This window comes from Trinickia camelliae, from assembly GCF_053525655.1.
The window spans coordinates 424,398-438,229 of the sequence record NZ_JBCHAA010000003.1 but is presented as its reverse complement, the minus strand read 5'-3'; the positions used below and the strand labels follow the sequence as shown (position 1 = coordinate 438,229).

The following is a 13,832-nucleotide window of genomic DNA, read 5'->3' as shown; positions in this document are numbered from 1 at the left end:
GTAGGTAATGACGAAAAGGCGGCGGCTCTCACGAACCGCCGCCTTTCCTTTTGCTGCTTACCGCTTGGGTAACTCACCGGCCTTCGTTTTCAGCGCCGGCCGCCAGGCGGCCGGTACGCGAGCCAACACACTGAAGGACGGTGACGCGCGCGGTCAGAACTCGTAGCCGACTTGGGCACGGAAGCCCGCGTCACCCGTTTGCGCGACCGAGACCGCGCCGTTCACCAGCAACCTGCCGTTGCGCGAACGGTACGTCGCGCTCGCCGCAACGGCGCTGTACCCCTTGTAGTTCGCGCCGCCAGCCGCCACGATCGTCTTGCCTGGACCGCTAGGCGTCAGATTCGGCATCGCCATCGCCGAGGCAATGCCGCTGTAGGCGGCTCGAGCAACCGAGTTGATCGCGCCGTTCATGTCGTTGCGCAGTTGATTCAACTGCCCCATGTTGACGGCGTCGGTCGAGCGCTGGCCAGCCTTGACGTTCGTGATGCGACGCTGCTGGCTGTCCGAGCCCACGGAAACCGTGTTCTCCTCGTCGGCCACCGAGCCCTGGCCCAACGCGACCGAGTTCTCACCCGACGCCACCGAGCTTTGGCCCAGCGCCGTCGAATTTTTGCCGCTCGCTACCGAACCGCCGCCCATCGCGACCGATCCGTCGCCGCTCGCCGATGCACTTTTAAGGCCCGGCGTCGACTTGATCGAGACGTTCGAGTTACCGGTCGTCTGGTTGTTGGTGACCTTTTGATCCAGGTTCTTGATCGCTTCGTTGGTGTCCCAAAGCTGGCCGCCGTTAACCGCATCGGTGCTGTCCTTGGCGACGGTGCCGTTCTTCACGTTCTTCAGGCTCACCGCGTTGCCGCCGCTGTTCAGCGTCAGGCTGTCGTGCGTGTCGGAGTCGTACTGGACGCCGTTCTTGATCGTACCGCCACCATTGCCGCCACCGCCGCTGTTCTTGAGGGTGTTGATGTCAGTAGTGTTGTTCGCAACGCGATTGTCGAGGTTCTTGAGCGCATCGCCGACATTGTTCAGCTGGGCGCCGCCGATGTTGAACAGCGGCGCCTTGAACGTGCCGTCCGCATTGATGCCTGCGCCACCGCCCAGCGCGCTGGCCACGCCGCTGCTGATCGAGTACAGCTGCTTGCCGTTGACGGCCTGGTTGCTGGTCGCGTTGATTGCGCCGTCCGCCACGCCGGCCAGCACGCGATCGCCGTCGGTGCCAGCGAGGTTCACCTTGTTGCCGCCCTTCGTCTTGGCGACGTTGATGTCCTTGGTGTCCGCGTCTTGCTGAACCAGGCCATCCGAACCGCCGCCGCCACTGGACATCGAGCTCTTGATGTCGGCGATATCCGACGTATTGGTCGTGACGCGGCCGTCCAGGTTGCCCAGCGCGCCGCCGACGTTGTTGAACGACTGGCCGCCCACCGTGTAGCTCGGCGCCTTGAATGTGCCGTCCGCATTGACAGCCGCGCCGCCGCCCAGCGAATCGGCAGTCGCCTTGGCAGTGGCCGCGATGTTTGTCTTGTTGGTCGCGATATCGGCTGTGTTTTGGTCCACCGTCGTCTTGACCGACGACAGTTGCCCGAAGTTGACCGCGTCGTTCGCGTTCGTGCCATCCGCAATGTCGGTCAGCTTGCGCTTCGTGGCATTGTTGTCGGCGTCCTTGCCCGCGAAGCTCACTTCCGTGCCGCCGGTATCTTTGCCGACCGACAGGTTCTTCGTCGTCGCGTCTTGCTGCACCAGGCCCGCCGTGCCGCCGCTGATGCTCGAGAGCCGGGTCTTCAGGGTATCGATATTGCCTTCGGCCGTGGTCATGCGCGTGTTGGTGGCATTCAGTTGACGGCCCGTCACCGCGTCCGTGCTGGTTGCCGACAGCGTCGCGTCTTGCAGGTTCGTCAGCTTCGTGCCGTTCTCGCCGCCGCCCAGCGTCATTGTCGCCTTGGTCGTGTCGTCGTACTTCGCCGCCAAGCCGTCCAACGTGTTCAATTGCGTTTGCGCTGCGTCGATCGCCGTTTTGTTTGCCGTCACGCGCGTGTCCAGGCCATTGATGCTCTCTCCAGCAGCCTGCAGGGTTTCATTCATTGTGCCGAGGCCGCTTACGACCTCACCCATGCCGTCATTGAGCTTGCCCAGCGCACCGCCGACGTTAGTGAAAGTCTCGTCGCCGAGCTTGTACGACGGCGCCGAAATCTTGCCGTCCGAACCCACGGTCGAACCGCCGCCCAATGCGGCCGCCGTCGCCTTCGCGTTGGCATCGACAACCGTCTTCACGGCCGACACTTGCCCGACGTTGGCCGCGTCGGTCGTCTGCGTGCCGGCGGCGACGTTGGTGATTTGGCGTTGCCGCCCGGAGAACGTGGAGCCGACCGAGATTTCGCCGGAACGAGTCGTCACAGTCGCGCCGCTGTAAGACAGCGGATCAACCACGTTAGATACGGTTCCGCGGTCGGCAATGGAGTTCGAACCGAATGCGACACCATCCGCCGCTTTAGCTTGGGCACCCGGGCCAAACGCCACACTGCCTGAAGCCGATGCTTCAGATCCAAAGCCCATAGCGAACGAATTTCGACCGCTACTTGTAGCTCCAGCACCTATCGCGATGCCGCCCGAAGTGGAAGTCGCAGCGGAACCAATTGAAATGGAACGACTGTCCGCAGCGGAGGCGTTAACACCGAAAGCAAGTGATTCCTCTCCTGAGGCGGAGGCGCTGTGGCCAAGCGCAAGCGAATCCTGTGCTTTCGCGGAAGCGCTGTGACCAAACGCAAGCGAGTCCTGTGCGGTCGCGGAGGCGCTGTGGCCAAGCGCAAGCGCATCCTGTGCGGTCGCGGAGGCGCTGTGACCAAGCGCAAGCGAGTCCAGTGCTGTCGCAGTGGCCTTGGCCCCAAATGCCATCGCGTAAAGCGCCTTCCCCTTGTCATCCACGCTGCCTGCCGTGGCGCCGGAACCGAAGGCCATCGAGCCCGCACCATAAGCTTTCGCCAAATAGCCGAATGCCGCCGCGTAGTCATCAGTCGCCTCACCGGAATCGGCCACCGCACTGTCACCGACAGCAGTGTCATGCGTGTTCGCCGCACTTGCATCGGTGCCCGCCGCGTAGCCTGCGTACGCCGATTTCGATTCCAACGCGAGATCCGCGCCGGCTATCGCAAGAATGGCCGCCAACAATTTGGATCGTGTGCCTTTCGTGCGACCGCGGGCGATTTCGGATGCCACAGCCAAGATGCCTGTCTGATTTCTGACTACGCGATATGTCCTGTTCATAGTTCTCTCTTGCATGATTTGGCGCGAGAAAACATAGCGAGCACGACATTTCCCGTCGACCTCAATAGGTCGATTAGCGCCCAAATTAAAAACAAGGGAAATGAGACGGGTGTCGCTACGTTGACGAGCTGCCGGGTTTCGGCGCGAGAGGAATCTACTAACGCCCCTACGATCACGACATAAGAAATCGCCTATTTTTTATGCGGGAGGCATTAAAACAACAGAAAGATCGTATTTTTAGGGTTTATTTTTTGAATAACCAGCGTTGCCATTTGAAGCATTTTTTTGCGAAAAAGGCGTCTGAATTTAGGCGAACGGTGTGATGAGAGTTGCGAGGCACAAAAAAAGCGGCGGCTCGTTTCGAACGAGCCGCCGCTTTTTTGCGACTTGGATAACGTACCGACCTTCAATCTAGGCGCCGGCAACCAAACGGCCGGCGCTCGGGCGAATGCAATGAAAGACGATAACCGAACGCGTCAGAAGTCGTAGCCGACTTGAGCACGAACGCCCGCTTCCCCCGATTGCGTCATCGACAGCGCGCCATTGACGAGCAGGTTGCCACTGCGCGAACGGTACGTCACGCCAGCCGCGACCGCGTTGTAGCCCTTGTAGTTGGCCGCGCCAGCCGCCACCACCGTTCGACCGGGACCGCTCGGCATCATGTTCGGCATCGCCATCGCTGCCGCGATACCGCCGTAAGCGGCCTTCGCGACTTGGTTGATGCTGTTGTTCATGTCGCTGCGCAGCTGATTCAACTGCCCATAGTTGACGGCATCGGTCGGGTTCTGGCCGATGGCGACGTTCGTGATGCGTCGCTGGCTGGTGCTCGAGCCCACGGAAACCGTGCCGTCCTCGTCGGCCACCGAGCCTTGGCCCAACGCGACCGAGTTGGTCCCTGACGCCACCGCGTTTTCGCCCAGCGCCGTCGACTGCGCGCCGCTAGCCTGCGCGCCGCCGCCAATCGCCACCGATGCGTTGCCGCTCGCCGACGCGATCGTCGGATTCGACGACTTCACCGAGACATTCGAGTTGCCCGTCGTCTGGTTGTTGGTGACCTTTTGATCCAGATTCTGGATCATCTGATTGGTATCCCAAAGCTGACCGCCGTTGACGGCGTCGGTGCTGTTTTGGGCAACGTTACCGTTCTTCACGTTCTTCACGCTCACGGCGCCGGCGTCGCTGCTGCCCATCGTCACGCTGGTGTGGTCGTCGGTGTCGTACTGAACGCTGTTCTTCGTCAAACCGCCGCCGCCATCGCCGCCGTTAATCTGGTTGATGGCGTTGGTGTTACCCGCGATGTCGCTCGTGTTCTTCGCGACGCGGTCGTCGAGGTTCTTGAGCGCATCGCCGACATTGTTTTGCTGGGCACCGCCGATGGTGTATGTCGGCGCCCGGAACGTGCCGTCCGCGTTGACGCCCGCGCCGCCGCCCAGCGCGTCGGCGATACCGCTGCCGGTCGAGTAGAGCTGCTTGCCGTTGACGGCCTGGTTGCTCGTCGCGCTCACTTCGCCGTCTGCCACGCCCGCCAGCACGCGATCGCCGTCGGTGCCCGCGAAGTTCACCTTATTGCCGCCCTTGGTCGCGGCCACGTTGATGTCTTCCGATTCCGGGTCTTGCTGAACCAGGCCGACCGAGCCGTCGGTGATCGAACTCTTGAGGTCGGCGATGTCGGTCGTATTGGTTGTGACTCGGCCATCGAGGTTACCCAGCGCGCCGCCCACGTTGTTAAACGACTTGCCGCCCACCGCGTAGTTCGGCGCGGTGACCGTGCCGTCCGCACCCACCGTCGCGCCGCCGCCCAGCGCGTCGGCCGTCGCCTTCGCGTTGGCCGCGATGCTGGTGGTATTCGCCGTGATGTTCGTCGTGTTCTGGTCCGCCGTCGCCTTGACCGACGAGAGCTGCCCGTAGTTGACCGCGTCGTTCGCGTTCGTGCCATCGGCAACGTCGGTCAGCTTGCGCTTCGTCGCATTGCCATCGGCGTCCTGGCCCGCGAAGCTCACCTCCGTGCCGCCCGTGCTCTTGCCGACCGTCAAGTTCTTCGTTGAGTCGTCTTGCTGCACAAGACCCGCCGTGCCGCTGCTGATGCTGGTGACCTGGCTCTTCAGGTTGTCGATGTTGCCTTCGGCCGTGATCACGCGCGCGTCGATGCCGTTCACTGTATTCGTCAGGTTCGTGACGTTGGTGTTCGTGGTGTTCAGCTGGCGGCCCGTCACCGCATCGGTGCTGCTTTCCGACAGCGTCGCGTCTTGCAGATTCGTCACCTTCGTGCCGTTCGCGCCGCCCAGCGTCATGGTGCCCTTCGTCGTGTCGTCGTACTTCGCCGCCACTCCATCCAGCGCGTCCAGCTGCGATTGCGCCTCGCCAACAGCCGTCTTGTTCGCGGTCACTCGCGTATCCAAGTCGCTGATGCTGCCCTCGGCCGTCTTCACGCGCGAGTCGATACCGCTCACCGTGGTGTTCAGTGTGCCGATGTCCGTCGTGTTCTGGTCCGCCGTCGCCTTGACCGACGAGAGTTGCCCGAAGTTGACCGCGTCGTTCGCGTTCGTGCCGTCCGCAACGTCGGTCAGCTTGCGCTTGGTGGCGTTGCCGTCGCTGTCCTGGCCCGCGAAGCTCACTTCCGTGCCACCCGTATCTTTGCCGACCGACAGGTTCTTCGTCGTCGCGTCTTGCTGCACCAGGCCCGCCGTGCCGCCGCTGATGCTCGAGAGCCGGGTCTTCAGGGTATCGATATTGCCTTCGGCCGTGGTCATGCGCGTGTTGGTGGCATTCAGTTGACGGCCCGTCACCGCGTCCGTGCTGGTTGCCGACAGCGTCGCGTCTTGCAGGTTCGTCAGCTTCGTGCCGTTCGTGCCGCCCAGCGTCATCGCACCCTTCGTCGCGTCATCGTATTTCGCCGCCACGCCATCCAGCGTATTCAGCTGCGATTGCGCCGCGTCGATCGCCGTCTGGTTCGTCGTAACTCGCGTATCCAAGTCGCTGATGCTGTCTTCGGCCGTGGTCACGCGCGTATCGATGCCGCTTACCGTGTTCGTCAGGGTCGTGACATTGGTATTCGTGTTGTTCAGCTGGCGGCCCGTCACCGCGTCCGTGCTGGTTGCCGACAGCGTCGCGTCTTGCAGGTTCGTCACCTTCGTGCCGTTCGCGCCGCCCAGCGTCATCGCACCCTTCGTCGCGTCGTCGTACTTCGCCGCCACGCCGTCCAGCGTATTCAGCTGCGATTGCGCCGCATCGATCGCCGTCTTGTTCGTCGTAGCTCGCGTATCCAGGCCGCTGATGTTGTCTTCGGCCGTGGTCACTCGCGTGTCGATTCCGCTCACCGTCGTGTTCAGTGTGCCGATGTTCGTCGTGTTCTGATCCACCGTCGTCTTGACCGAAGAGAGTTGCCCGAAGTTGACCGCGTCGTTTGCGTTCGCGCCGTCCGCAACGTCGGTCAGCTTGCGCTTGGTGGCGTTGCCGTCGGCGTCCTGGCCCGCGAAGCTCACTTCCGTGCCGCCCACGCTCTTGCCCACCGTTAGGTTCTTCGTCGTGGCGTCTTGCTGAACGAGGCCCGCCGTGCCGCTGTTGATCTGGCTGCTCAGGTTGCTGATGTCGCTTGTGTTCTTTTCAACGTCTGCGGTGTTCTGCGTCACTCGGCCGTCGAGGTTGCTCAGTGCACCGCCCACGCTGTTAAACGTCGTGCCGCCCGCCGTGTAGCTCGGCGCCGTGACCGTGCCGTCCGCACCCACCGCGGCGCCGCCGCCTAGCGCATCCGCCGTCGCCTTCGCGTTGGCCGCGATACTCGCCGTGTTCGTCGCAATGTTCGTCGCGTTCGTCGCGATATCTTGCGTGTTCTGATCCACCCCGGTCTTCACCGTCGACAATTGGCCGTAGTTCACCGCGTCGTTCGCGTTCGTGCCGTCGGCAATGTCGGTCAGCTTGCGCTTCGTGGCGTTGCCATCGGCGTCCTGGCCCGCGAAGCTCACCTCCGCACCGCCCGCGTTCTTGCCGACCGTCAGGTTCTTCGTCGTGGCGTCTTGCTGAACGAGGCCCGCCGTGCCACTGCTGATGTTGGTGATCTGGCTCGTCAGGCTGTCGATGTTGCCTTCGGCCGTCGTCACGCGCGTGTCGATGCCGCTCACCGTGTTCGTCAGGTTCGTGACGTTGGTGTTCGTGGTGTTCAACTGGCGGCCTGTCACTGCATCCGTGCTCGTCGCCGACAGCGTCGCGTCTTGCAGATTCGTCACCTTCGTGCCGTTCGCGCCACTCAGCGTCATCGTGCCCTTCGTCGCGTCGTCGTACTTCGCCGCCACGCCGTCCAGCGTGTTCAACTGCGATTGCGTCGTGCCAATCGCCGTGTTGTTCACCGTGACGCGCGTATCCAGGTCACTGATGTCGCCTTCAGCCGTCGTCACTCGCGTGCCGATGCCGCTCACTGTGTTCGTCAGGTTCGTAACATTGGTGTTCGTGGTGTTCAATTGACGGCCCGTCACCGCATCCGTGCTCGTGGCCGACAGCGTCGCATCTTGCAGATTCGTCACCTTCGTCCCGTTCGCGCCGCCCAGCGTCATCGTGCCCTTGCTCGTGTCGTCGTACTTCGCCGCCACGCCGTCCAACGTGTTCAATTGCGATTGCGCCGCCCCAACCGCCGCGTTGTTCGTTGTAACGCGCGTCTCCAAGCCACCGATGTTGTCTTCAGCCGTGGTCAGGCGCGTGTCGATGCCGCTCACCGTGTTCGTCAGGTTCGTGACGTTGGTGTTCGTGGTGTTCAATTGGCGCCCCGTCACCGCATCCCTGCTCGTGGTCGACAGCGTCGCGTCCTGCAAGTTGGTCACCTTCGTGCCGCTCGCGCCGCCCAGCGACAACGTCGCCTTGGTCGTATCGGTATAGGTCGCGGCCAGACCGTTGAGCGTGCTCAGACGCACGTCGAGGTTGCCCAGCGCGCCGCCGACGCTGGTGAACGGCGTGCCTCCGATCGTGTACGACGGCAAAGAGATCGTGCCGTCCGAACCCACGGTCGAGCCACCACCCAGCGCCGTGGCCACGCGCGATGCGTTGGTGTCGACAACCGTCTTCACGGCCGACACTTGTGAGACGTTGGCAGCGTCGGTGGCCTGTGTGCCGGCGGCGACGTTGGTGATCTGGCGCTTGTTCGTAGACGACCCGACGGATACTTCGCCTGAAGACGTTGTGACGGTACTCTTGTTGTACGACAGAGGATCGGTAACGGTCGTGATAGGCCCACGATCTGCCGTGGAATTGCTCCCGAGCGCAACGCTGTTAGCTTGAGTAGCAGTGGAGTTGTGTCCCAAAACGACCGAGTTCGCGCCCGATGCCTTAACGCTCGAGCCGATGCCGATGCCCGCATTCGTGGCAGCCACATCGGCGCCGATCGCAATCGCCGAATAGCCTTGTCCTGAGGAATTCGCCGTAACGTTGGTTCCAAGGGCCACATCGCCGGCGTATTGAGCAGCAGCGTTAGTCCCACAGGAAAGGGCGTTATAACTATTATTGACCTTTGCGTTGTTGTCGCACGGAGCGGTTGCAGCCAAAGCTTCGCCGCCGGACATGCCACCGAGCACCGTAACCAACGCCATCATGTACTTGCGCACATCACTGGCCCAGTCATCTCGACCGGAAACGTTCGCCGGCACCGTCGACACGCCGATGGCCGCTTCTACGCTGGCGCGATCATCGCTAACCACCGAACGGTTCAGCTTTCCTCGCCCCCGAGCAAGCTCCGAAACGGCCATCCACATGCCGGTAGTTTCGTTCCAGATCACGCGATACGCCTTGTTCATCGTCTTTCCTTTGCCGCGTTCGAAGCGGATTAATTGAGCTCACACGGCGTTTCGGCCAATCTCAAAACCCCTGATTTAGGACCAGTCCGAGAGAACAACGGACAAATGAGACCCGCGCCGCCGCATTCACTAGCGGCCGTGCTTTTGAGGCCAATTTACCGACACCGGGTCGGACAACGAATCAGACAACTCCTAATTCTTATGACGCACGCATCAAGAATGCTGAAAAGGCTGAATCTCCCGTTCACACTTTTAAGTTAGCCATTCGACGCATATAGCCCCTCCAATGTCGGCACGCCCCGCTGCTCAAACAGAATCCGACGCGCAAACAAAAACGCCACGAAACTCTCGTTTCGTGGCGTTCATTTCCAGCAATCAAACGCAGCCGCAGCAAGGCGGCGCGTCAATCTACCTCAGCGGCAATCCATCACCCCGCATGCACGTTCGCCGCCGCGACCGCCGTCATGTTGATAATGCGACGGACCGTCGCGGCCGGCGTAAGAATATGCACCGGCTTGGCCGCGCCGAGTAGGACGGGTCCTACCGTCACCCCTTCTCCGCCGATCATCTTCAGCAGGTTGTAGGTGATATTCGCCGCCTCGACGTTCGGCATGATCAGGAGGTTCGCCTCGCCATGCAGCGTCGTGCCCGGGAACGCCTGCTTGCGCACGACTTCCGACAGCGCCGCATCGCCGTGCATCTCGCCGTCCACCTCGAGCTGCGGCGCCCGCGCCGCGATCAGCTCGCGCGCCTCGGCCATGCGTCGCGACGACGCCGACGGCGCGCTGCCGAAGTTCGAGTTCGACAGCAGCGCGATCTTCGGCGTCATGCCGAACTTCTCGACTTCGCTCGCCGCCAGGATCGCCATCTCGGCGAGTTGCTCGGCGGTCGGCGTCTCGTTGACGTAGGTGTCGCAGATGAACAGGTTGCGGCCCGGCAGCATCAAGAGGTTCATCGCCGCGAAGTGCTGGGCGTTCGAAGCGCGCCCGAGCACCTGGTCGATGAACTTCAGGTGGCTGTGGTAGGTGTCGATCAAGCCGCAGATCATGCCGTCGGCGTCGCCGAGCTTCACGAGGATCGCGCCGATCAGCGTATTGAACTTGCGCATCGCGGCCTTCGCGACTTCAGGCGTCACGCCGTCGCGCGCGCCCAGCTCGTGATAGGCCTGCCAGCTCTTCTGATAGCGCGGATCGTCTTCCGGATTTACGATCTCAAAATCCTCGCCGCATTTGAGCTTCGAGCCCATCTTCTTCAGACGCATCTCGACGACCGCCGGACGGCCCACGATGATCGGCCTGGCGATCTTCTCGGTCAGCACGAACTGCGCGGCGCGCAGCACGCGCTCGTCCTCGCCTTCGGCGAACACGATGCGCGCGGCCTTCGATTTCGCCTCGGCGAACACCGGGCGCATCACCATGCCGGTGCGGTAGACCGTCGCGCCGAGCTGCTCGCGGTAAGCGTCCATGTCCTGAATCGGACGCGTTGCAACACCCGAATCCATCGCGGCCTGAGCGACGGCCGGTGCGATCTTGATGATGAGGCGCGGATCGAACGGCTTCGGAATCAGGTACTCGGGGCCGAATTCGAGCGTGTGGCCTTCATACGCCTTCGCGACTTCATCGCCCTGATCGGTCTCTTCCGCGAGTTCGGCGATCGCGCGCACACAGGCGAGCTTCATCTCTTCCGTGATCGTCGTCGCGCCGACGTCGAGCGCGCCGCGGAAGATGAACGGGAAGCACAGCACGTTGTTGACCTGGTTCGGATAGTCCGAACGGCCCGTCGCGATGATCGCGTCCGGGCGCACTTTCTTCGCTTCTTCCGGACGGATTTCCGGCTCGGGGTTGGCTAGCGCGAGGATCAGCGGCTTGTCGGCCATTTCCTTGACCATCTCGGGCTTCAGCACGCCGGCGCTCGAGCAGCCGAGGAACACGTCGGCCGATTTGATGGCGTCGGCGAGCGTGCGCGCGTCGGTGTTCGCTGCGTAGCGCTCCTTCGACGGATCGAGGCCGCCGCGGCCTTCGTAGATCACGCCCTTCGAATCGGTGACGAGGATGTTGCTCTTCGTGAGGCCCAGGTTCACGAGCAGGTCCAAGCACGCGATCGCCGCCGCGCCCGCGCCCGAGCAAACCAGCTTCACGCTCGCCAGATCCTTGCCCACCACCTTCAGGCCGTTCAGGATCGCCGCCGACGCGATGATCGCCGTGCCGTGCTGATCGTCGTGGAAGACCGGAATCTTCATGCGCTCGCGCAGCTTCTTCTCGATGTAGAAGCACTCGGGCGCCTTGATGTCTTCGAGGTTGATGCCGCCGAGCGTGGGCTCGAGCATCGCGATCGCGTCGACGAGCTTGTCGGGATCGGATTCGGACAGTTCGATATCGAAGACATCGATGCCCGCGAACTTCTTGAAGAGACAGCCCTTGCCTTCCATCACCGGCTTCGCGGCCAGCGGGCCGATGTTGCCAAGGCCGAGCACCGCGGTGCCATTCGTGATCACGCCGACGAGGTTGCCGCGCGACGTGTACTTCTGCGCATCGAGCGGATCGGCGTGAATCGCCTCGCATGCTGCGGCCACACCCGGCGAATACGCCAGCGACAGATCAAGCTGGTTCGACAGCGGCTTGGTCGGGGTCACCGAAATCTTGCCGGGTTTCGGATTCTGGTGGTAGGCGAGAGCGCTTTGCTTCAGTTGTTCGTCCATGTTTTAGCCTGCGAGACGTTATGAAATAGGGCCCAGCACTGCGCTAGGAGCGGCGTTGGCGAATATCGGTTGGATGGTCGGCGACGGCTCTTTTGTCGCGCCGGTTGGGCGCGCCTTCGAACCTTGGCGGATGGCAAGACAGCGCAGTACGTTTTTCGGGGGACTTAGTGTACACCCCCTAATCGCAAAATACGTGCGGCGCCGCAGGCCGCCCGGAGCCGCGCCGGATCAGAGTTCGCGATGCTGCGGTGCCGCATATTCGCTTCGGATACGGAGCGGCTTCTTGGGCCGATTCGCGCCTGAACCGCAACATCAACCAGCCCGACTACGGGCAACCGGGCGTACGGGCAACCGGCGGCGCAAGCCATCTCAATTCGGGTAAAATGTCGGCCTACGCGCGCAGCAATCCGGCCGCCAGTCGCATCCAGCACGGCCCACGCCTCGTCCCTTTCGTCGGCACGAGGCGCATTGATCAGCGCCATTCGGGCCACACGCCCGCCTCTCTAGTTCATACCCAAGGATTCCGCCCCATGACAGGCATCGATCGCCAAACGATCTCCGACACGACCGCCAAAATGCTGCTCGAAGTGCAAGCGGTGCACTTCAACGCCGAAAAGCCGTACATCTTCACGTCTGGCTGGGCGAGCCCCGTCTACATCGATTGCCGCAAGCTGATTTCGTATCCGCGCGTGCGCCGCGGCCTCATGGAGATGGCGGAAACGACGATTCTGCGCGACGTCGGCTACGAGCAGATCGACGCTGTCGCGGGCGGCGAAACCGCTGGCATCCCGTTTGCCGCGTGGATCGCCGATCGCCTGATGGTGCCGATGCAATACGTGCGCAAGAAGCCGAAGGGTTTCGGCCGCAATGCGCAGATCGAGGGCAATTTGGAAGAAGGTTCGCGCGTACTGCTCGTGGAAGACCTGACCACGGACAGCCGCAGCAAGATCAACTTCATCAACGCGCTGCGCACGGCGGGCGCGAAGGTGAACCACTGCTTCGTGCTGTTCCACTACAACATCTTCAAGGAAAGCGTCTCGGTGCTGAAAGACATCGACGTCGACCTGCACGCGCTCGCCACGTGGTGGGACGTGCTGCGCGTCGCGAAGGCGTCGGGCTACTTCGACCCGAAGACGCTCGACGAAGTCGAGAAGTTCCTGCACGCGCCGGCCGAATGGTCCGCGGCGCACGGCGGCGCCACGTCCGCGCCCCAGTAAGCTAGGCTCAGGCCTTCGCCCGCGGCAGCGCTTGCCCGCCGCGCGGCGACCATAAAAAAGCCGCCTGTCATCGCGACAGGCGGCTTTTTCTTGCTTTACGGATTTGCGCGCGTGCGGGCCGGCTTCGCGCGCGATCGTTTATTCCGGCGTCGGCTGCCCTTCCAACGCACCGGACGACAAGTTCATCAGCCCGTTGCTTTGCGCATACTGGAAGAGCTCCGAATCGCGCTCCAAGCCGAGCTTGCGCATCGCCATATTCTTCTGCGTGCTGATCGTCTTGATGCTGCGGTTCAGTTGTGTCGAAATTTCCTTGATCGTCATGCCGGATACGAAAAGCCGCACCACCTCGAGTTCGCGGCGCGAGAGGATCACGTCATCGGTCTTCCCGCCGGCATTGATGCGCAGCGTATCGAGCGACGTCCGTACTGACGGGCTCGCATACGGCAGGTCGCGCATCACATGGCGAATCGCGAGGCCGATATGGGCGAGGTCATCCGACTTGTTGACGACCGCGATCACGCCGATCTCGCCAAGGCGCTTGAGCAGCGCCGCATTCTCGAGCATCGTCAGCACGACAATCCGCAGGCCGGGGAAGTGCCGCAGGATGTAGCTGATGAGCGGCAAGCCGTCGCCGTACTGACCGCCCGGCATGGCGAGATCCGTCACCAGCACGTCGGCCGGCACCGTCTGCAGCACCTTGATGAGCTCGGTCGATTGGCGTGCCTGCGCCACCACCTCGACATCCGGGAATTTCATCAGCGCCTGCTCGGCCCCGAGCAAAATCACCGGATGGTCGTCAGCCACGACGACTTTCATGCGGTGTTGCATTGGCTTCCGCGCGGATATTTCGCTTTCCGATAATTCGTTCATGCAAACCGTTATTTA

5 protein-coding genes and 1 pseudogene are annotated in these 13,832 nt (G+C 62.5%); 1 reads left to right on the top strand and 5 read right to left on the bottom strand.

Going from position 1 to position 13,832, the window contains the following annotated elements; all coding sequences use genetic code 11:
* Window positions 1-153 precede the first annotated feature (153 nt).
* From AAHK20_RS08210 to AAHK20_RS08195, 4 genes and pseudogenes are all read right to left on the bottom strand, one after another.
* Complete coding sequence (locus tag AAHK20_RS08210) at window positions 154-2,388, bottom strand: YadA family autotransporter adhesin (protein ID WP_449180985.1); 2,235 nt, start codon at window positions 2,386-2,388, stop codon at window positions 154-156.
* 72 nt (window positions 2,389-2,460) lie between these two features.
* Window positions 2,461-3,255: pseudogene (locus AAHK20_RS08205) on the bottom strand (ESPR-type extended signal peptide-containing protein); the annotation flags it as partial.
* 476 nt (window positions 3,256-3,731) lie between these two features.
* A complete protein-coding gene (locus tag AAHK20_RS08200; protein WP_449180951.1) occupies window positions 3,732-9,032 on the bottom strand; it encodes an ESPR-type extended signal peptide-containing protein in 5,301 nt (1,766 codons plus the stop codon).
* Between the two features lie 427 nt (window positions 9,033-9,459).
* Window positions 9,460-11,730: an NADP-dependent malic enzyme gene (locus AAHK20_RS08195; RefSeq protein ID WP_449180950.1), complete on the bottom strand. Its 2,271-nt coding sequence runs from the start codon at window positions 11,728-11,730 to the stop codon at window positions 9,460-9,462.
* A 530-nt stretch (window positions 11,731-12,260) separates the two neighbouring features.
* Here AAHK20_RS08195 and AAHK20_RS08190 point away from each other — a divergent pair.
* Entirely contained in the window at window positions 12,261-12,947 is a 687-nt protein-coding gene (locus tag AAHK20_RS08190; RefSeq protein ID WP_449180949.1) for an orotate phosphoribosyltransferase, read from the top strand.
* 138 nt (window positions 12,948-13,085) lie between these two features.
* On the opposite strand, the gene AAHK20_RS08185 is transcribed toward AAHK20_RS08190, so the two are convergent.
* Window positions 13,086-13,775, bottom strand: a complete 690-nt coding sequence (locus AAHK20_RS08185) for a response regulator (protein WP_449180948.1) — start codon at window positions 13,773-13,775, stop codon at window positions 13,086-13,088.
* Window positions 13,776-13,832: the final 57 nt, after the last annotated feature.